This is a genomic window from Leclercia sp. J807 (assembly GCF_009734465.1).
Lineage (GTDB): Bacteria > Pseudomonadota > Gammaproteobacteria > Enterobacterales > Enterobacteriaceae > Enterobacter.
In genome coordinates, this window is record NZ_CP046446.1 from 2,481,833 (window position 1) to 2,501,303 (window position 19,471).

At 51.6% G+C, this 19,471-nt stretch carries 18 protein-coding genes and 1 pseudogene; 8 read left to right on the forward strand and 11 right to left on the reverse strand.

What is annotated here, in order from left to right; translation table 11 throughout:
• Positions 1-15 precede the first annotated feature (15 nt).
• The 6 genes from pgaD to GNG26_RS11965 form a co-directional block, all read right to left on the reverse strand.
• Positions 16-453 (reverse strand): poly-beta-1,6-N-acetyl-D-glucosamine biosynthesis protein PgaD, encoded by a 438-nt coding sequence (gene pgaD, locus GNG26_RS11940; protein WP_156238906.1) that lies wholly within the window; start codon positions 451-453, stop codon positions 16-18.
• Positions 450-1,784 carry a poly-beta-1,6-N-acetyl-D-glucosamine synthase gene (gene pgaC, locus GNG26_RS11945; protein WP_156238908.1) on the reverse strand — a complete coding sequence of 445 codons (1,335 nt, stop codon included), beginning with the start codon at positions 1,782-1,784 and terminating at the stop codon, positions 450-452. Before pgaC ends, pgaD begins: the two co-directional genes overlap by 4 nt.
• Positions 1,781-3,796 carry a poly-beta-1,6-N-acetyl-D-glucosamine N-deacetylase PgaB gene (pgaB, locus tag GNG26_RS11950; RefSeq protein WP_156238910.1) on the reverse strand — a complete coding sequence of 672 codons (2,016 nt, stop codon included), beginning with the start codon at positions 3,794-3,796 and terminating at the stop codon, positions 1,781-1,783. Before pgaB ends, pgaC begins: the two co-directional genes overlap by 4 nt.
• A gap of 9 nt (positions 3,797-3,805) precedes the next feature.
• Positions 3,806-6,208 (reverse strand): poly-beta-1,6 N-acetyl-D-glucosamine export porin PgaA, encoded by a 2,403-nt coding sequence (pgaA, locus tag GNG26_RS11955; RefSeq protein WP_231604104.1) that lies wholly within the window; start codon positions 6,206-6,208, stop codon positions 3,806-3,808.
• A gap of 386 nt (positions 6,209-6,594) precedes the next feature.
• Positions 6,595-8,010 (reverse strand): porin family protein, encoded by a 1,416-nt coding sequence (locus GNG26_RS11960; RefSeq protein WP_197080090.1) that lies wholly within the window; start codon positions 8,008-8,010, stop codon positions 6,595-6,597.
• A 52-nt stretch (positions 8,011-8,062) separates the two neighbouring features.
• Positions 8,063-8,827 (reverse strand): Slam-dependent surface lipoprotein, encoded by a 765-nt coding sequence (locus tag GNG26_RS11965; protein ID WP_156238916.1) that lies wholly within the window; start codon positions 8,825-8,827, stop codon positions 8,063-8,065.
• 566 nt (positions 8,828-9,393) lie between these two features.
• Between GNG26_RS11965 and GNG26_RS11970 the strand changes: the two genes are divergently transcribed.
• Together GNG26_RS11970 and GNG26_RS11975 are read left to right on the forward strand one after the other, a co-directional pair.
• Positions 9,394-10,077 (forward strand): hypothetical protein, encoded by a 684-nt coding sequence (locus GNG26_RS11970; RefSeq protein WP_156238918.1) that lies wholly within the window; start codon positions 9,394-9,396, stop codon positions 10,075-10,077.
• 141 nt (positions 10,078-10,218) lie between these two features.
• Positions 10,219-10,821: a site-specific integrase gene (locus tag GNG26_RS11975; protein ID WP_045344561.1), complete on the forward strand. Its 603-nt coding sequence runs from the start codon at positions 10,219-10,221 to the stop codon at positions 10,819-10,821.
• Between the two features lie 111 nt (positions 10,822-10,932).
• Here GNG26_RS11975 and GNG26_RS11980 read toward each other — a convergent pair whose 3' ends face one another.
• Positions 10,933-11,832 (reverse strand): LysR family transcriptional regulator, encoded by a 900-nt coding sequence (locus GNG26_RS11980; protein WP_156238920.1) that lies wholly within the window; start codon positions 11,830-11,832, stop codon positions 10,933-10,935.
• 98 nt (positions 11,833-11,930) lie between these two features.
• Between GNG26_RS11980 and GNG26_RS11985 the strand changes: the two genes are divergently transcribed.
• The 5 genes and pseudogenes from GNG26_RS11985 to GNG26_RS12005 all read left to right on the forward strand — a co-directional run bounded on the left by GNG26_RS11985 (position 11,931) and on the right by GNG26_RS12005 (position 15,394).
• Complete coding sequence (locus GNG26_RS11985; RefSeq protein ID WP_156238922.1) at positions 11,931-12,653, forward strand: SDR family oxidoreductase; 723 nt, start codon at positions 11,931-11,933, stop codon at positions 12,651-12,653.
• 234 nt (positions 12,654-12,887) lie between these two features.
• Complete coding sequence (locus GNG26_RS11990) at positions 12,888-13,109, forward strand: hypothetical protein (RefSeq protein WP_156238924.1); 222 nt, start codon at positions 12,888-12,890, stop codon at positions 13,107-13,109.
• 115 nt (positions 13,110-13,224) lie between these two features.
• Entirely contained in the window at positions 13,225-13,470 is a 246-nt protein-coding gene (locus GNG26_RS11995) for an Atu4866 domain-containing protein (protein WP_156238926.1), read from the forward strand.
• A 327-nt stretch (positions 13,471-13,797) separates the two neighbouring features.
• A pseudogene (locus GNG26_RS12000) lies at positions 13,798-14,391 on the forward strand (tyrosine-type recombinase/integrase).
• Positions 14,392-14,515: 124 nt separating this feature from the next.
• Complete coding sequence (locus GNG26_RS12005) at positions 14,516-15,394, forward strand: restriction endonuclease (protein WP_156238928.1); 879 nt, start codon at positions 14,516-14,518, stop codon at positions 15,392-15,394.
• A gap of 420 nt (positions 15,395-15,814) precedes the next feature.
• Here the strand turns inward: GNG26_RS12005 and GNG26_RS12010 are convergent, their stop codons facing one another.
• The 3 genes from GNG26_RS12010 to GNG26_RS12020 all read right to left on the reverse strand — a co-directional run bounded on the left by GNG26_RS12010 (position 15,815) and on the right by GNG26_RS12020 (position 17,844).
• Entirely contained in the window at positions 15,815-16,291 is a 477-nt protein-coding gene (locus GNG26_RS12010; RefSeq protein WP_156238930.1) for an SRPBCC family protein, read from the reverse strand.
• A gap of 15 nt (positions 16,292-16,306) precedes the next feature.
• On the reverse strand, positions 16,307-17,026 hold the full coding sequence (locus tag GNG26_RS12015) for a DUF1571 domain-containing protein (RefSeq protein ID WP_231604105.1): 720 nt from the start codon (positions 17,024-17,026) through the stop codon (positions 16,307-16,309).
• A gap of 71 nt (positions 17,027-17,097) precedes the next feature.
• Positions 17,098-17,844, reverse strand: a complete 747-nt coding sequence (locus GNG26_RS12020; RefSeq protein ID WP_156238932.1) for an SDR family oxidoreductase — start codon at positions 17,842-17,844, stop codon at positions 17,098-17,100.
• 98 nt (positions 17,845-17,942) lie between these two features.
• On the opposite strand from GNG26_RS12020, the gene GNG26_RS12025 reads away from it, so the two are divergent.
• Entirely contained in the window at positions 17,943-18,872 is a 930-nt protein-coding gene (locus GNG26_RS12025; RefSeq protein ID WP_156238934.1) for an AraC family transcriptional regulator, read from the forward strand.
• Here the strand turns inward: GNG26_RS12025 and GNG26_RS12030 are convergent.
• Positions 18,869-19,423 carry a TetR/AcrR family transcriptional regulator gene (locus tag GNG26_RS12030; RefSeq protein ID WP_156238936.1) on the reverse strand — a complete coding sequence of 185 codons (555 nt, stop codon included), beginning with the start codon at positions 19,421-19,423 and terminating at the stop codon, positions 18,869-18,871. The two genes, GNG26_RS12025 and GNG26_RS12030, sit on opposite strands and share 4 nt — an antisense overlap.
• Positions 19,424-19,471 lie beyond the last annotated feature (48 nt).

The window sequence follows — 19,471 nt, forward strand, 5'->3', positions numbered from 1 at the left end:
CCGGCAGGTTTTTCGTTACTCGCTCCGCACGTCAGCGAGGATTTTCGCCATCCACACGCGGTCAATTGCCCCCGTATCATAATGGGCGAGAGTAAAAACCTGGGCCTGATTCATCATTAGCGCCAGTTCGGGGGTGATATTGAAACTTGCCGCCACTTCATGGCGTTCAAGTCCAGGCCGACGCTTACGGCGTTCAACACGAAAGCGTAGCTGGTTGTATTTTGCCCAGGTGATCAGCGCCAGACCTATAAGACAGGCCACCAGCAGGTAGAGACTCAACGTACTGAGCGTGATGTAGAACGGCCTGGTTCCTATAAAAGGATCATGTTCAATCGCGGTTATCAGACCTCTGTAAATCAGCCAGCTAAACCCCAGCCAGGCAACGATCGTTAACAGGCAATCCAGCATGCGTGGAAACAGCCGTTGTTCAGTAAAAATTAAAGGTTGGATCATGGTTTTAATCTCCCAATACCGCGATCGGGACTCACCCAACGAGCTCTGCTGCGTTTGCGGCGCAGCATGACTTTCGGGAAAGCCACAAGCGTAGTGAACAGGCTCAACATCCAGTACACCACCGGAAACCAGATAATCCAGAACAGTGACGCCGCAATACCTTTCTCGTAGCGTCTTTCAATAAACAGACTGGCCGCGAACTGCAACAGACAGACCACGCCCAGCATCAGGCCGGTAAAAGCCGGTGGGAAAAGGTGCTGAACATATAAAGAATCGGGCATCGGAATAAGCTGCCCGAGCAGAAACAGCAGAATGCTGACGACATAGGCAAAGGCCCATGCGGTTGACATACAAAACTCAATAAACAGAGGCCACATGCGCCGGTATTCCCAGCTCCACAAGCGACGCATATTGTCAATAAACACCTCCGCGCCCCCCTGCGCCCAGCGCAGACGCTGCTTCCAGAGCCCTTTCAGCGTCTCGGGCATCAAAATCCAACACAGCGCACGAGGTTCGAAGAAAATGGACCAGTGGCGCAGTTGTAACTTCCAACTGATATCAATATCTTCCGTGATCATATCCGGACTCCAGTACCCCACCTCAGCCAGGGCGCGACGGCGAAAAGCGGCAATGACACCGGAAACGGTAAAGACCTGACCATAGACGCGCTGGGTACGCTTGATGAGGCCGATGATAGATGAAAATTCCCCCACCTGGACTCGCCCAATCAGCGTTGAACGGGTACGGATACGCGGATTACCTGTCACGGCCCCCACGCGAGGGTGATTGAGCAGCGGTGCGACCATATACACCGCTGCATCTTTATCCAGCAGCGCATCACCATCAATACACACCAGAAAATCACTTCGCGCCGCCGCGGCACCTGCCTGCAGAGCTACCGCTTTGCCCTGATTTTCCGCCAGATGAATCACCCGCAGCCGCGGATATTCACTCGCTAACTGGTCCAGCACGGCCGCGGTGCTGTCTATAGAACCGTCATTGATAGCAATCACTTCTATATTTTCATAACGTTGCGCCAGCGCCGCTTTGATAGTCTCACGTGCATTCAGCCCTTCGTTAAAGCAGGGCACAAGAATGGAAATCAGCGGATTGCCTGCGAGTGCTGGTGGCGGTGTGCCCGGCCCCCATGGCCAGTGGCGCTCGCGGTGAAGCCAGAAATAAAGCCCACCGCTTATCCAGAGAGCCGACATAAACAGCGGCCAGAAAAAGACGAAATTAAGGATCACTTCACCGGTAAAAATCACCGCCACGCCGAGCGGAAAACTGAACATCAGGCAAAGGATCAGGAAGGCGATGAGGCGATCGGTCATTTTTGCGGATACCAGTAGGAGGAAAAAGCAGAACGGATCTCTGCCATCCGGGGTTGATCGTTAATGAAATCGTCCGGGTAGTAGCCATAGTTTCCGGCACCGCTCATCTTGAGCTGCCGCATCCACCCGTTAAGCATTTCACCGCTAATAGCGTCCTGCCCTGCCCCCTTACGCCAGTCCCGGGCCTGAAGTTCAAAGACCGTTTTATCCAGCGCGCCAGGGTAACGGGCGACCTGCCCGACGAGTCTGTCCAGCCAGGCATTGGCCTCGTTGACCGGGACATTTTCCATCAGCGGCATCGCCATCGGCGCTGTCCAGTCGTAGGTGCTGAGAAAATCATTCAGATTCTGCGCAAACCAGGTTTCGCTCTGCGGATCCAGTACCGGCATGGCGTAAATGTTACGGGCGGTTTTGATCTGCGGGCCGCGCACGGCACGCACGGTTTGCGTGAGCTGTCGGGTAAAATCAATCAGGGCGCGACTTTTAAAGCGAGTCCAGCGCGCCAGCAGTTGCGGGTTGGCGCGGATCTCCGCGAGGTTGTCCGGGAAACCTGCTGCACGATAGGCTTTGAGTGCATCCGGAGAGGCATCCTCAAAGTCGGTCAAAAAAGCGTCATCATGGAACAGGATGCCGCTGAAGTTGGCATGGCGCGCGAGATCCTCGTAGATGTCGTTGATTCTCTGCCGGGCAACCGCATTCCAGGGTGATAAGCGCAAATAATGGCGGTTATCTGGCGCAATCCGTCCGTTGTCTGGCGACCACGCCGCCACGCGAGGCACCGAGGGGTCTAACCCAAACGCCAGTACCGGCATCCAGGCGTAAACCTTCACCCCGGCACGGGTCTGCAACTGCCAGGAAACGAAGTTAAACAGATCCGCCCGCATCGGTAGCCAGCGACTGCGGAAATAGAGCGCATTGACGTTGCCGTCCCCTTTCGGATCGGCATAGGCCTGTAAAAAGACATGGGTGATCTTCATATCGAAAACACGCTGGATGAGCAGATCGATATTTTTACGCTGTTGAGCCTGATCTTTGTCGTAGACATAGTCGAGATCGATATGCATAACCCGCATGTTTTCAGGTTCTCTGACCTGAGCTATCTGGCTGGCGAAGCTACGCAGCGAAGGGTTATTGGAAATCAGCACCCGGGGAATATCTTCCAGCCTGGCGGCATTCGCCAGCCCCTGGTTCAGGGTGAAAGCCATCTGGTAGCCCTGCTGATGCGTGAGCTTCAGCGTTGTCCCGCTCGCCGCACCGTAGGGCCAGACCCAGGCTCGCGGTGCTTTCCCGGTGACCTCTTTGATTTTGCCTGAAATGCGCGCCAGGTCGGCATTTATACGCTTTTCAAACTGCGCATCCGTTTCGTACTGCCCGCTGGTTTTATCGTAGAAACGGTTAGCGGCTGCGGGCTCCTGACTGCCTTGCGGGTTGGCCTGATGACCGTAATGGGATGCCCAGGTGTGCGCACCCACTTCCACGAGCCCCGACTCGCTGGCCTCGCGTACCATCTTCCAGGTGGCAAATTTTTCCCGCGGCGTCTTTAGTCCGCCAAAATCCACCAGCGAATGTTCCGGTGCATCCACCCAACTGCCGACAGGCGCCCACAAAGCAGGCCATTTGAATAACCGAAGCAGCGGCAGAACGCGCGTCGAGAAGCTACTGTATCCATCATCAAAGGTCAGCATCACCGCCTTTTCCGGCAAGGTACTTTTTCCGGCATGGGCATCCAGCACCTGCTGCACGCTAATCGGCTGGTAACCGTTATCATGCAGCCAGGCAAACTGGTCGTTCAGGGCGCTGGTGCGCACGGAGAGATAGCGCTGATCGGCGGCGCCATCCTCCACGTCGTGCCAGGCCAGCACAAGAAAGCTGTTTTTGGGCCAGGGCTGGTCCGCATAGAGCGCCGGCCGTTCGGCGGGAGGAAGATAACGTGGTGCCGCGGCCAGTGCACACATGCTCATCATCATCCACCCGACGATTACCCTCGCGGCGAGAAGCCATCGTTTCATCATGATGCGCCCTTAAAACCTGACATTCAGATCAAATGCGAGGGCAATATTGCGCTCCCGCTTCCCGTCGTAAGGACGCTTATCCCAGGTCAGTTTCACCCCGGCATCCACTACGTTATTCCATTGAATACGTTGCCCGTAACCAAACTGATTGATGACCCCAGCGCTGTGCCCTTTTTGCCAGTAACCACCTGCTCCCGCTTCAAACTGCTGCTTCCAGACCGTGTCGTAATGGCGATACAGCACCTGTTCGGCGCGCAGCCCTGCCACCGCCGAAACATCGCGTTTGGGGTTGTAATAAGGCACATCTTCTTTGCTGTTGTGGCTGCCGCCGATGCCAGGGATAAAATCCAGCGTAAAACGTGGCGAGGTCCAGAGGCGTTCTTTACCGCTGATGCCGTACTCCAGTCGATCGTTGCCGTCGGTGAAATGGGCACCGGAAAGCGAAAGTTGATATTCGCGTCGTTCGTTCTGATACCAGCGTACCCACAGATCGCCACCGTTGGCGTTTACCCCATTGCGCAGGGCACGCAGCGGCGTGTTACGGGATAACCGCTCCGCCGAGCCGCCGACCCGCCAGTTGTCGCTTAACTCGTACCAACCGGAGAGGCGTCCGCCGATTTTCTGATCGGTGTTATCGTTGCGCCCGGAGATCTCCATTTCGGCCCAGCTATTCCTTGACGTCCATTCCACACCCGCCAGCAGGTCCCGGCTTATTCCCTTCCCCTCCTCAAACTCGCCGCGGGCAAAGTTGTAGCCGGTAAACAGTCGCCAGTTCTGGTTAACAGGTGGGCTATAAAGCGCAGTGTTGAGGGTAAAATCATCTTTGCCACTGACCGGGTTGTCGGATGAGATGCCCTGAGATCCGGCTATCCGCAGTTCCGCTTTGTTATGCACCGCCATCAGTCGTTCGAGCTGCAACGTGGCGGCATCATCCGGGCTGCGGGTGACCACATCCTTTGTGAGTTCCTCGGCCTGCTGCCACTCCTGTAGCTCCATAGCCGTCCATGCCTGTTGCCTTTCCAGGGTCAGGTTGCTGGGTTCAATGACTTCGGCAAGCTTAAGTTCGCGCTCTGCGGCACGCGGTAATCCTCTCGCCAGCAGCACTGAGGCATAGGCAATACGCAGTGCCTGGTTACCCGATCCTGTGCGCGCCAACCGCTCCGCATGCTTCTCGGCTGCGGGCAAATCATTCACGGCCACCAGATATTCGGTTTGTAAGGTTCTGGCCAGCAGCCAGTTGTCATTGGGCTGCGGCGTAGGAGAACCATAGATCTTTCGCAGGTAAGGGCTCTCTTTGCTGTAGTCATCCAGTTGCTGCTTCGCTTCGTCGAAATGGTTGTTATCGAGACGGGCATAGAGCAGTTCCTGTTGATCGTCCATGGTCAGCGGCGTGGATGCCAGGGTCGAGCCACGCGGAAAATAGATGCTTTCAAGCAGCGACTCGGCTTTGTCCGGCTGCTTCTGCGCAAGATAGGCCGATGCGACCCATCTTCTGGCGTAGTCAGGCACGGGCGTTCCGCTCGCCTCAAGCGATTCAAATTCGGCGATCGCTTTATCCATATGTTTACGAACAACCAGCGCGCCCAGCCGATCAATTCTGGCGCGTCGCACATCAGCTTGCGCCTCGGGATCTTTTTTCCACTCGGCAATCAGCGCGTCATAGCGAGCCAGTGCTTTATCTGCAACCAGAAATCGTTCTTCTTCATTGCGGGTGGGCGTGAACGCAGCGCGGACGGTTTGCGCCGCCGCATCCAGTTCAAGTTGACGTGTAATGGCATCAGGCTGCGGAAAGCGTTCTGAAAGGGTCAGCGCAGGGCCAGCAATGCGGCTGGCCGACATCGCAGCCAACAGCGTGGGCACCACGTTTTTGTTGCGGTCTGAATCGGTATCGAGGTGGCTGGCCGCCAGTACTGAATCCCAGTTTTTCCCCTGAGCATGATAAACATAAGCCAGCAGGGCCTCTCTCTCTGGCCCCGGCTCCTCGTCTGCCCAGCGCCGGGCTTCGGTGACGGCCTGCTCGTTGCGATGGGCATCTGCGAGCGTCATTATCCAGCCGGTGCGGGCGTCGCTATTGCCGGGCTCATCTTGCAGAACGCTTTCCCAGACGGCCAGCGAGGCATTCCACTGCTTTTGGTTACGCAGCGCGCGGGCGGCAGCGACCTGCCCTCTGGCAGGGATAGCCATACGTTGGCGATAACGATCCCATACCGCCAGCGTCTCAGCGTCATTATTGGCCCATGAGGAAACCTGAAGCCAGTCAGCAATCTCCCCTGCCGTTAATTGTGTCTGCTTTTCCCGAACGGCAAGGTATTGCAATAAAGGCTGGCGGTCGCCATCCCGTGCCTGAATTATAAGTTCGTCGTAGGTCGACATCCCGGCGTATACCCATGTCGGGAATAACATGCTCACCATTAATAAATATCGTCCCGAACGCAAGGGATTAATAACGCAAGAGGGGCAGGAAACTCTGAGCATAGCTATCCCTTTATCTCTGTTTTAACGTGAGCTTTGCATTTATTCGTGGCTAAAAGATGACGAAAATGCGATAGCTAAAAAATAAATAAAAAAGTACCGACAAATTTAAAATCTCATACTTTCTTCGTATTTATCATTATGCAATCAAAGGCTAATTGTTTAAAAAAAACACCTGAATGCCGCTCAAAAAAGTTAGCATCCACGGTGAATTTTTACCAACCTATAAAATAAAAAACACGCCGAAGCGTGCTTTTCATGTTAATTTCATCCTTTCGTATCAGACTTACTCTGCATACTCAGCAAAATGGCCTGGCAAACGTCTGTTAAAAATTCTTATCCAGAGAAAGCGTGACATTCCTCTGTCGATAATCATAAAAATCAATATTGCTATCGACCTGCTTATAAGTGAAATTCAGTTTCGGCATCACCCCAAAGAAATAGAGGTCGCGATGCCAGAGCGAGAGATTATAGATCTGTTCGTTATCTTTCCGTCGCGTCGAGAAGATATCACTGTCAGCCTGGTAATTGCGTCTGGCAATGGCCGTGGTGGCGGCAAAAGAGAGCTGCCAGGGCATATCCACCTGTACCCCGCTGCGCAAACCTACCCGATGGTTAGATTCACTGCGAGTGAAGGTCTGCTGATCGAGCAGATCGAAGCCGGCAAATCCTGACACCCGGTTACTGAAGGCATGGGAAAGGGTTGTGGAAGAGTAACGATTTTGCCCGCGCAGGAATCGATAATCTTCATTATCATAATCCAGTTTCTGATATTCCAGCGCCTGACTCACCTGCCAGGTGGGCGTAAGTAAATAACTGTATTCGGCGCGGACGCCAGGCCCAGAAGAATAGGCCTCGGTGCCATACCATCTTTTTTCATAAAAAGGTAACAGCGCGAATTGTTGCCGGAAATTACGCCATTGATAGCCAGCATAAGCACGGGTGGTAATATCATCAAAATCATGGTTATTCCAGTAACTCTTTCCGTTTACCGTACCCAGAAATCGCAAGCCATGCTGATCGTAGAGTTGAACATCTTTTTGTAATGCGCCATTGAACCAGAAACCTTCCCCGCGCTGAGGGAAACTATCTTTATTACGAATAAACAGACGATCGCCAACCCGAATGGTTTTACCCGATGACGCATTATTCACATTGCTGTCATTCAGATAGCTCACGCTGAATGAACCCGTTAATGCGCTGCCTTTCTGAATGCGCTCAAGATATTGCGCAATGACCTGCTGAACATTCTCAGGCGGATTGCTTTGTAATACACGTCGAAATTGATAATCAGCCGCGTCAAACTGCCGATTTTCAAACATGGCACGCGCTAAATCCAGACGCACCGCAGCATAGTCAGGATGTTGACTCAGAATAGCGCGATAGTGTTCGATCGCCTCTGCATAATGCCCCTGACTGCGTGCCAGACCGGCTTTTGCAAAAAGAATCAGGGTTGGATCCGGATTGGGTGACGCCGCATAGACAGGTAAAATGGCACGCACCATCGGCCACTTTTCTTCACGAATGGCCTGATCGAGCAGCGCCATCGCCAGCTCTGGCTGTTCCGCCAGTTGCGCATTGGTAACATGCAGCGTCTTATCGCCAGGCCCGGTGCGCTTTTCCGGCGTGGTCAGTCGTTCAAAGTGGGGAGCAGCAGGAATTGAGTCGGTTTCCGGCGGCGCAGCAAACGCAACGCTGAGCGGGCACAGCAAACTCAGTGCGCCAGTACGCAAAATATTCATAGAAAGGCTTACCATCTGAAGGTCCGGTCAGCCTGGCTGACCGGAAAACGATTTATTGACGTGTCGCGCCAAAGGATGCGTTTTTAGTCGTGTCTGCAAACTGCGCCAGACCGCCTAACTCTTCAGCAGTGGGACCATTGAAATGTCCGGTGAATGTTCCTGCCTGCCCGCCGGATTGCGCATTGCCGGTGAAACCACCGTTGGCAATGTTGCCCTGCATCGCAATTTCGCTACCAAAGGTATCATTTCCGGCAATGGTGCCGTTGATGGTTTTCGCTGCGAAATCAATGTTAAAGCTGGCATCGCTCAGGATATTTTCACGCATACCGTGACCCACATAGGTCGCAGTGCCCTGGGTTGGCACGTTAGCCGCGAGCGTGGCATCCCCGGTGTAGAAGACCTCATGCTGACCTTTTTCATACTGTGTCCAGGTACCGAACGTGGTGTAACTCATCCGGCCACAGCACCATGAGGTTGAGGAGACCGGGGTATGGTCGTCACGGGTGAGCCGCTGGGTTTGCACCAGGCCCGCAGAGATCCCGGTGCCGCGCATCACATATTCACGGCCCTCAGGGGTGGTGTAGGTCCAACCAGAAAGGGTACCGCCGGTGGTCAGGCTGACCGGTGCCGAGGCAGGGGTTTCCGGTGTGGTGGCAGGCGTTTCCGGTGTGGTGCCCGTGTTGCCGTTATCCGTTTCCACAGGCGCAGTGGTTACCGGGGGCGTACTGTCACCGCCGCCACCACCGCCTCCGCCTCCGCCGCCACATGCAGTCAGTACAAAAGCGGTCAGTAATAAACCAGGTTTTAAGATCCCCATAAGCTAAACGTCCTTGGTTGTGAATAAATTCGCATGATTTGTAACATAATTTTTGCGAATGAATTTACGCCAAAACATTTAGCATCTCTAATGATTAGTTCTTATTGCCGCTCATTCTAAGATTAATCTTAACAACCACTTACACAACGTTGCGCCTGGGGATCTGTTAACCGGCGTCAATTTAACTTAAGGAGATTAATTAGCGCTTTTCTACGCGCTTTATATTATGCGTCCTTATTCATCCTCTCTCCTGCTTATTACAGATTATGTTCGGGTTATAGCTGAAAGTAATATTGCGCATAGTAGTTACCCATGGATTTATTTAGCCCTTGAAGGCTAAAGCAGACGATACGTATCTTGACTAAATCTTAACTCAGTAAGGGTCCGCTTCGTGCCAGGAGTGGACGGTGAGCAGATTAACTTCCGCCCCGTATAGATATTTCTTATCAGCCATGCATCTCATATCTTCAGTTCAGATTAAACTGGACAATTAAACGCATAGTCTGAGATGCCTGAAAGAAATATAATCAATCATCTGGTCGCACACTTCTGTCAGAAGGTATGTCATGAACTCAGTAAACCTGCAAAAGATGTATCTTGCTGCAAATGAGAACACCCTCGCAATGTGGCTGAAAAATGCAGGTATTGGGAAGGCCAGAGAAGAAAACTACTACGATCCGCTTAAACTTGCTCTTGCAGCAGGCATTAAGCCTCCTGTGTCCGGTTTTGTCTCACATCTTATTGAGGAAATGAAAAGGCTCACAAAGGATGATCCGCTTGCCGATACGCTGCCAACACAGGGTTTTCATTTCACTTTCTTACCCCTGACACTACCACTGTATAACGTAAACGAACAATTGCCAGAGAAAATGGAGCAATTGACAAATATCTGGACAGAATTTCATGCGAAAAAAATTGTTATTAAAGATCTCCGGTTAGTTGCGTTGCCCAGCCAGTTATTGCTTGCTGGGATCCCTGAGCGTGCTGCGATAGATCTGCGCCAGTCGTTTTGCGAAAAGGTTCTGGACTCACACTGGAAAAAAGAGTTGCTAATGCGACATACCGGCAGCCCTTTACCAGCACCATTCTGGCACAGCACACTTCTGCGCTACAGCGCTGCTTTTTTACCCGTAACCCTACGTCAATTTTTTATTGAACGTCAGGCTCTTAATTTCGGCAATGTTTCCGGAGAATTGATATTAGTGAAGGTCAATTACAACTGGACAAAATGTTATCCATTAAAGAGTTAACTGAGACGTTGTAGTCGTATGCCAAAAAGTCTTCCGCCACATATACTAGCGTAATAGCCTGAAGCCGAATGAGTTTAAGTCCGCTCCTCGCTCATAAAGGACAACCATACTCAAATCTCCCACATTGCAGGAGATTTGAGTATGAACACGTCACCGTGGAATAAAGACCGTATCATAGGCCAAAAAAGACCACTTCAGATATCTCATATCTGGGGGATCCGAATCCGGCTTGAACTGGAAGGTAAAACGCGTGATTTAGCTCTGTTCAATATGGCCTTAGACAGTAAGCTACGAGGCTGCGATCTGGTGAGCCTCAAAGTATCTGATGTTGCATATGGTAGCTCGGTTTCAAGCAGAGCTACGGTGCTGCAACAGAAAACCGGTAGCCCTGTGCAATTTGAGATAACCAAAGGGACAAGAGAAGCTGTTGCTGCATTGATAAAGCTTGGCAATTTGCACAGTAAAGACTTCTTGTTTCGGTCTCGGATCGGAACTAACCGGCACATATCAACCCGACAATACAGCCGAATTTTTCATGGGTGGGTAGAAAAGCTTGGTCTCGAAGCTTCGCTTTACAGCACACATTCCATGAGAAGAACAAAACCTTACTTGATATACAAGAAAACCAAGAATCTCCGGGTGATACAAATTCTGTTGGGCCATAAGAAACTGGAAAGCACAGTCCGTTATCTGGGCATCGAAGTCGATGATGCGTTAGAGATATCTGAATCGATTGAAGTCTAAGGTTGTCAGGGCTGCAACAGCAGCCCTGTGCCATAAGCGGACATAACATATAACTAAATGCGTCAGGCCTCAGAAAACTGGTTTACGTTACAAAGTATTTAGCGCTTACCATTAAGCATACGGTTGCTGCCATTGCCTGACATGTTCGATTAGGGCGCGTAGTTTGGGCGCTATATTCCGGCGTTGAGGAAAATACAGATAAAAGCCAGGAAAATGGGGAAGAAAATCATCAAGCATTGAAACAAGTTGACCATTTTCAATATAAGGCCTGAATGTTTCCTCAGGGGCAAATGTTATACCTCCACCGGCAAGAGCCAGCCTCAGCATGAGACGCAGGTCATTAGTTGTTATTCGCGGTTCTACCGCCACGTCGAAAGCTCTCCCGTTCTCCTCAAATTCCCAGCGATAAGGAGCAACATCCGGGGAAGGACGCCAGCCGATACACTGATGATGTACAAGCTCACGCGGATGAAGAGGGGCGCTACTAGCAGTGAGATAGGATGGGGACGCAACCACCATTTCACGTTGCTTTTCTGTAAGCGGGACGGCAATCATATCCTTCTCGATCACATCTCCGAGCCTTACGCCAGCATCATAACCAGCGGCCACAATATCAAATTCCTCATCTGTCACGACAATATCGATCGTCACGGCTGGATTAGCAGCCGCAAACGAGGCGATCAGCGGACCGGAAAGAAACTCTTCAGCTATGGAGGTCACCGCGATCCTCAGAAGTCCACGTGGCGTGCTGTCGGATGCAATATCTTCGAACGCAGCTTCAATGCTGGATAAAGATAATGACAGGGATGTACGCAGTCGTTCTCCCGCTTCAGTCAGGTTTACTGAACGTGTTGTCCGCATTACCAGCATTGTGCCGAAAGTATCCTCAAGCCGTCGTATTCCCTGACTAACCGCCGAGCGCGTAACTCCCAGCCGGGCTGCGGCTATGGTGAAATTACGCTCTTCAGCAACCGCGATAAAAACAGGTAAAAGATTGAGATCAATTTTCATTGTTTAACTCTGCTAACCACTGAGTCCAGTGAAAGCAGGATACTGGAACTAATCATAAAGTTCTATCATCTCTCTGAACTCAACTGAAGGAGCACATCATGGATAAAGTTATATTAATTACCGGCGCGTCAAGTGGCATTGGGGAAGGCATTGCCAGAGAGGTTGGAAAGGCAGGTGCGAGGGTGCTATTAGGAGCGCGCAGACTGGATCGTATCGAAGCCATTGCAGCAGAAATCCGCAGCGCCGGCGGTATGGCTGAAGCGCGTGAGCTGGATGTCACAAACAGACTGTCCATGGCTCATTTCGTGCAGTCAGCGCTTGATAACTGGGGGCGTGTTGACGTTCTGATTAACAATGCGGGCATCATGCCACTTTCACCGCTTGCGGCCGGCAAACAGGATGAATGGGAACGTACGATTGACGTTAACATCAAGGGCGTGCTGTGGGGAATTGGGGCTGTGCTTCCAGTGATGGAAGCTCAGGGTTCTGGCCAGATAATTAACCTTGGTTCTATCGGTGCCCTTTCTGTTGTGCCAACAGCCGCCGTCTATTGCGCCTCTAAGTTCGCAGTACGGGCTATTTCAGATGGTTTACGTCAGGAAAGCTCGAAAATCCGTGTGACCTGCGTTAATCCCGGCGTTGTGGAAAGTGAACTTGCCTCAACCATCACTCATGCGGAAACCATGGCGGTGATGGATGCATACCGTTCTGTTGCACTTAAACCAGCGGATATTGCCCGCGCCGTACGACATGTAATTGAGGCTCCGGAAAGTGTTGATACAACAGAAATAACCATCAGACCGACAGCATCCGCAAACTGAAGCGTATGACAGCGGGATGAAGTAAATCTCTGCAATCATTATTTATTTAATGCCTCTGGAATAAGAACTGCTGATGAAATGATAACTTGCATGACAATTGTTAATTCATTACGTCATTCTTAACTGACAGTAAAGCTTTATTAATTACAGAAGCCAAACTGGCACAGGGAATAAATTTAAATATATTATCCCCTCTTTTAAAAATCATCTCTTATCATTAATAGGAAAATTACCATGGATAATATCCATCGCTTGACTGCAGCAACAATTCTGTCTTTATTATCTTTCAGCACTATGGCCCAGGTTATTACGGCAGTAGATTCAACCATTGAGGGTGCTGAGAAAAAAATTTCCACACAGGCATCTAAAGAGGGGAAATCATATGAAATCCTTGCAGCCTCTTTTAAAAACAGGGTTTATATGACAGCAGAGTTAACCCCTGTTAATAACAAATAACACATTCATATGCGCCGGTAATTTCTCTTGACCGGCATTACTCAAAATGAGTCGTGATTCCACATGCAAATACAATAGCTTACCTCTAACACACATACATGACATCAGGAAACATATGAAAGAACAGCATACTTATACAGGCCTCTGGATTACCAAAGATGGATTCATTCGCCATGAGCTATTACCTAATGGGCGTTACGATGAAGCTCGAGGTACAAAACCTAATGCTTATCAGGGCGACTACGACATTCGTGAAAACAGGATCTACTATCAGGACGATACTGGTTTTACAGCTGATGGGACTTTTGTCAGTAATGACGAACTTCATCACGCGGGTATGGTGCTTTTTCGGCGTAAATAAATAGTACACTACCTATAAAAATTAGCACGATAAAGCCTTGATCATCAAAAGGCAGTTTGTCGACTAATAATTATTATTACTTTGCCAATGAATTGCCTGTCAAAAAGCGATCATTTTTAAAGGTGTTCAATGACAATATAGATACTTATTTATAATTCTTAAATTAACGTTATAGTAATTACTCAAGGCTGTAAAAGTTATCTCCGTAGCTGGATTTATTGCGCTCCTACACCTATGAGGCGTTATACCTCATAGTCAGGCAGTGTCCGCTTCTCGCTCATAAGGAACAACCATACTCAAATCTCCCACATTGCAGGAGATTTGAGTATGAACACGTCACCGTGGAATAAAGACCGTATCATAGGCCAAAAAAGACTACTTCAGATATCTCATATCTGGGCGATCCGAATCCGACTTGAACTGGAAGGTAAAACGCGTGATTTAGCTCTGTTCAATATGGCCTTAGACAGTAAGCTGCGATCTGGTGAACCTCAAAGTATGTGATGTTGCATATGGTAGCTCGGTTTCAAGCAGAGCAACGGTGCTGCAACAGAAAACCGGTAGCCCTGTGCAATTCGAGATAACCAAAGGGACAAGAGAAGCTGTTGCTGCATTGATAAAGCTTGGCAATTTGCACAGTAAAGACTTCTTGTTTCGGTCTCGGGTCGGAACTAACCAGCGCATTTCAACCAGGCAATACAACCGAATCTTTCATGGGTGGGTAGAAAAGCTTGGTCTCGAAGATTCGCTTTACAGCACACATTCCATGAGAAGAACAAAACCTTACCTGATCTACAAAAAACCAAGAATCTCCGAGTGATCCAACTTCTGTTGGGTCATAAGAAACTGGAAAGCACAGTCCGTTATCTGGGCATTGAAGTCGATGATGCGTTAGAGATCTCTGAATCGATTGAAGTCTAAGGTTGTCAGGGCTGCAACAGCAGCCCTGTGCCAATAGCGGAACACGCTAATGCTGGTGTACAGGTGCTGACTCATTTCCTCCTCCACTTTCATCCCGTTATACTGTGAAAAAAAGGAGGTAGGCGTGAAACTGAAAATGCAGGATTTGAGGCTGTTTAATCTCGTGTTTGAGAGCGATCTTGGCTGGATACTGGATTTCTCTAACCGCACCTTGTCTGCTTTTTTTGATGAAGAACTGAACATTGATATTGATGATGAACGTTATCAGGGAGAGGGAACGTCAAAAGCCAAACGAGTTAGGTGCTTGCTGAAACAGGCTGATCGTGAGACCGCTCTGCGGGTTCTTGGCGCTCTCTGGCAGTATAAAACGGAATTCATGCCTGAACAGGCTGAACAAAGCCGTAATGACTATCTTGCACTGATTTCCCGCTTAGAAAACGCTGACACCGATGAAGCCAAAGGCGTAAAGCCTGTCCAGGCATGGCATGGTGTTGACTGGCCTTCACTTATCGCTGAAATGAACGAGATGAAATCTCTGCCGCCACATCCACGTGGTTTTCGGTTTGAAGCTTGGCTTGCTGAACTGTTCAGTATCTTTAAGCTTGCTCCCCGTTCGTCTTTCCGAAATACAGGCGAACAGATTGACGGAAGTTTCCGACTGAATGATGAATTTTACCTGATGGAGGCAAAGTGGCATCAGAAAAGAACGTCGGCTGCCGATCTCCATATATTTGAAGGAAAGCTCAGTACCAAGGCAACCTGGACACGCGGCGTTTTTATCAGTTGGATGGGGTTTACGCCTGAAGGTCTGACGGCTTTTGGTAAAGGGAAGCGGGTTATCTGTGTCAGTGGTTATGATCTTTACCACTCACTGAGTCATGGGATCCCTTTGCCCGACCTTCTGGACGCTAAGACCCGGCACGCCGCTGAAACGGGAGAGCCCTATGCTGAGTTCGACCGACTATATGCACTGAAGAACAAACAGTTCGGCACGCTGAAATAATGGGTTGGGAAGCGGTGACCTGCTCCCCGTTGTTTCACACGGAATGCTGTTAGTAATGTCCGCATATCGCTCATAGCAGAAGCCTTGCTCTTAGGCATCTGTCGCTTCGTGTCACAGGATATTTTCTGAGCAATTCAACTCAATGGTGAGGACTATGTGTAACTGCGGCAAGCTACTATCATCAGTGGCTGAATCCGGATATCAATATCAGGGATTTCAGTTTAAGAGGGATTTATCGGAGTGAAGATGAAACCGGGGTGCTGCGTCTGCACTTTGTTGATGGCGGCATTTATGCCTTCTGTTCCTGTAGACAAACCATCGTGATCGGCAACAAAAAAGTCTGCGCAAAACACCTCAGCGAGCCGGTACCGTTAAGGATGAGCTCTAAGCCAGGTTCCGGGCGTGCAGGGTTGGGGTCGTTTAACCCACAGATACCTCGACACGCCTGCCTAATCGCCGGGCTAAACCCTTTGCGCCGTCGCGCATCACCCTGTCATGATTCCAGCGAAAAACGGGCCCCGCCAGCGGTGCAAGCATGTTCATCCAGCGGGCATTGGTGCGGATATCCCAGTCATACCGGACGATCGTCTCCCTCCCCCGTTCGGTCAAAGACCACACGCCACGCCCTTCCACCTCGCCGCTGGCTTCCCCTTCCAGCAGGCATAAAGGTTGAATCGTTAATACATGGATATCAAAGGTGATGCGATACGGGAGTGCCCCCTTCCAGGTATAGCGATGCAGGGCACCAATGCCCCGGACATCCCCTTTCTTTAATTCGATAATCTGTTCCAGACTTTCCCACCATTCCGGCCACAAATCCGGATGGCAGAGGATCTCCCAGACCTCCTGTACAGAAGCCTCAACCCGCCAGACGGTGGAAAACTGGTAGTCAGCCATAGCGCACGTCTCCCGTCAGGGTGCGAAGAAATCAGGAGGGAAACGCACGTTGATGGTCATGGCCTCCATCGTGACGGTTTCCAGTAATTTACCCCCCAGCCCGTAGCTGACCACTTTGGTGGGCAATCCGGAGTGCTTATCAAACCACACCTCATAGCGATGAACCGCAGCGACGGTCTTTCCTTCGGGGCCGACCACCGACAGATGCACCGCCGGTTTCCCGGCAACGGTCTCTTCACCGGAGAGAGTGGTTGTGCCGCCCTGTTGCAGACGGCGAATGTTATTCAGCAACACGCCAATGTCCGATTGATCCACCCGATGACCATTTTCATCCGTTATCAATGAATCCGTGGGTGACAGGTTCAGCACCGAAAATGTCCCCGCGCCGAAGGGCCACAGTTTTACTTTGCCCCTGGCCGGGTTATAGATGAGCACCGCCCCGGCATGAGGCGTGGAAAAATCCATCCGCACATAACCCGGTTTACGGTAGCTATAACGGATGACTTTGGTTTCGTCCTGCGAGGAGACGGAGCGCACCATCACCTGGTAAGAGGCGATTTGGGTAAAACGTTGCAGGGCGCGCGCAACGGGATCGGAGGGAGCAGAGCCCTGCAAAAAGGCCGCGGCCACCACCAGCCTGTCCGCGGCGTGCGCAGGCTCGTGAACGCTAAAGAGCAGTAATGTCGTCAGCATTACCGCCACAGAGAGGAAGCCGCCGATAATGGTCTCCTGCAATAAAATGGCCGGGAACAGGTATCAGTATGTCGGATAACCGCTGAACCTGCTGAGTGGGTTTTGCAGGAAACTTACATCAATTGAGCGGCCATCTCCCGAGCATCCTCTCCGGCTGGCAAACGGACAGGCGTATCTGGATCGTTTGCCATCTGCCAGATGGCGTGTGCCACATCCTCGGGACGGGTCACTTTTGCACGCGCATCCTGCATGCCCTGAAAGAGTTGCTGGCTCCATGCGGCATACTCCGCGGGGATTTCGCCCATGATCCGTTGCGCATTTTCGCCGAAACGGGTTGCGGGTGAACGTCCGGGCAGGACCAGACCCACGCGGATATTAAACGGCGCAAGCTCAATTGCCAGAGATTCAGTGAACGCATTAACCGCCGCCTTACTGGCGGTGTAGACCGCAAGCAGCGGTAGCGGTTTAAGGGTGACCGCAGAAGTGACATTCACAATCACGCCTGAACGACGTTGTCTGAACTGTGGGAGTACGGCCCGGGTCATGGCGAGAGTGCCAAGCGTGTTGGTTTCAAAAATTTCCCTCACCGCCTCCGGGGAGACGCCTTCAAGCGCGTTTAACATCCCGACCCCGGCATTGTTTACCAGAACATCAATGTCGCCAGCGTCTGAAACAGCCTGCTCGATGCTCTGCTGCGAGGTGACATCGAGGCTTAAGAGGCGCAAACGATCGCTATGAGGAAGAAGCCCCTCCTGCGGTGTGCGCATCGTCGCAATCACGTTCCAGCCCTGTTCAAGAAAGTAACGTGCGGTTTCGAGACCAAAACCGGATGAACAGCCAGTAATCATAACCGTTTTCATATTGACTCCTGCTTGTGTTGTGTCTGAGCAAATAATAGACACCCCTAACCGGACGATATATAGTCAAAAGTCCATCATTCTTTAGCGAGAGTCCGGAAATGAGCGACCCGTTAGCCGAAGCGATCGCGATGTTAAAGCTCAAAGCCGTACTGACAAAAACGGTGACGGGCGCGGGCATCTGGCGGGTCCGCCGTTCAGACGAGGGACTGTCATTCTACTGCGCGGTGCTTGAAGGTGCGTGTCGCCTTGAGATTGAAGGAGAGGAGCCCCTCACGCTCCACGCCGGGAGTTTTGTTTTAATACCCGCGGCGTATCACTTTGCCTTGACGAGCCTTATTCCCCCTGCCTCGCCACGCGTGGAGAGCACCCCCGTAGAAGTGGCCGAGAGGCATTTCCGGCTTGGCGATACCCACGCAGCCCCGGAAATGCTGGCGCTGGTTGGCCACTGTATGTCTGAATCGCCCGATGCGCGGCTGCTGGTTTCACTGTTGCCGGAGTTTGTTTTCGTGCGTGATGAAAAGCGTCTTTCGCTGCTTGTCGGATTGTTAAAGGATGAGGCTCAGGCGCAGCGTTCCGGAAAAGAATTTATTCTGGCGCGCATCATTGAACTGCTCTTTATTGAGGCCATCCGTTCTGCCACCACTCTCACCACCCCCGGGCTAGTGCGGGGTCTGGCCGATCCCCGTATCGCCCAGGCGATACGGCTGATACATCAGGATCCTGCCAGGCGGTGGACGGTAAAAGCGCTGGCCAGCAGCTGCGCGTTATCGCGCTCGACGCTGTTTGAACGTTTTACGGAGCTGACCGGCGTCACGCCGATGGGATATCTTCTCTCCTGGCGCATGACGCTTGCCATGCAGCTGCTTTGTCAGACTGGCGCCACTGTCGCCGAAGTGGCAGAACGCATTGGTTACGGATCTGCCAGTGCCTTCAGCGTGGCCTTTACCCGCTATGTCGGTGTTCCGCCGGGGAAATATGGGCAGTATCGCGCGGCGGTAAAAGATGGCGAGCTGGCAGAGAGCGGTTAACCACAGCTGATGCCATGCAGAAACAGACCGACCAGATGAGCAATGCGCGGTTCTGACGGGTTATCTTGCTCGGTAGCAAGTGAAATCGCGGTGACCACAAAGACAATATCGTCAAAGGTAACATCCCTGCGAAGTACGCCTGCCTGTTGCCCGCAAAGTAGCAGCCTGCTCCCCTCCTCTGACACCGCGCGGCAGCCTGCCGTGCCGCTCTGGAGAACCGTGCCGAGTGAGGTGGCGAGACCGCGATAAATTTGCGTATTCAGTACTAACTTTTCCAGGAAGGTACGCATGGCATCAAGAGGCTCGCTTGCGGCATGCCCTTCGCGACTCAGCTGGGCAAAAGCCAACAGCCGCGCATTCCACGCCTCTGCCAGCAACATCTCACGCGTGGGAAAACGCCGATAGAGTGTACCAATCCCAACCCCCGCGCGTTTTGCCACTTCCTCGAGCGCAACGCCGGCCCCTCGCTCCAGAAAAACATCTTCAGCCACAGCAAGAATACGTTCCCGGTTTCTACGGGCATCGGCGCGTAACATGGTTTCTTCTTTCACTGAATTTTCTCTTCTTGTTTGCTAAGTGGAGGGTACCGCCATATTATA

Coding starts and splice junctions, on each gene's coding strand:
- GNG26_RS11975 (WP_045344561.1), top strand. CDS start 10,219: ATGAACACGTCACCGTGGAATAAAGACCGTATCATAGGCCAAAAAAGA.
- pgaC (WP_156238908.1), bottom strand. CDS start 1,784: ATGACCGATCGCCTCATCGCCTTCCTGATCCTTTGCCTGATGTTCAGT.
- GNG26_RS12020 (WP_156238932.1), bottom strand. CDS start 17,844: ATGAAAACGGTTATGATTACTGGCTGTTCATCCGGTTTTGGTCTCGAA.
- pgaD (WP_156238906.1), bottom strand. CDS start 453: ATGATCCAACCTTTAATTTTTACTGAACAACGGCTGTTTCCACGCATG.
- GNG26_RS11990 (WP_156238924.1), top strand. CDS start 12,888: ATGGATAATATCCATCGCTTGACTGCAGCAACAATTCTGTCTTTATTA.
- GNG26_RS11965 (WP_156238916.1), bottom strand. CDS start 8,827: ATGGGGATCTTAAAACCTGGTTTATTACTGACCGCTTTTGTACTGACT.
- GNG26_RS11985 (WP_156238922.1), top strand. CDS start 11,931: ATGGATAAAGTTATATTAATTACCGGCGCGTCAAGTGGCATTGGGGAA.
- GNG26_RS11960 (WP_197080090.1), bottom strand. CDS start 8,010: ATGAATATTTTGCGTACTGGCGCACTGAGTTTGCTGTGCCCGCTCAGC.
- pgaA (WP_231604104.1), bottom strand. CDS start 6,208: ATGGTGAGCATGTTATTCCCGACATGGGTATACGCCGGGATGTCGACC.
- GNG26_RS12010 (WP_156238930.1), bottom strand. CDS start 16,291: ATGGCTGACTACCAGTTTTCCACCGTCTGGCGGGTTGAGGCTTCTGTA.
- GNG26_RS11980 (WP_156238920.1), bottom strand. CDS start 11,832: ATGAAAATTGATCTCAATCTTTTACCTGTTTTTATCGCGGTTGCTGAA.
- GNG26_RS11970 (WP_156238918.1), top strand. CDS start 9,394: ATGAACTCAGTAAACCTGCAAAAGATGTATCTTGCTGCAAATGAGAAC.
- GNG26_RS12025 (WP_156238934.1), top strand. CDS start 17,943: ATGAGCGACCCGTTAGCCGAAGCGATCGCGATGTTAAAGCTCAAAGCC.
- GNG26_RS11995 (WP_156238926.1), top strand. CDS start 13,225: ATGAAAGAACAGCATACTTATACAGGCCTCTGGATTACCAAAGATGGA.
- pgaB (WP_156238910.1), bottom strand. CDS start 3,796: ATGATGAAACGATGGCTTCTCGCCGCGAGGGTAATCGTCGGGTGGATG.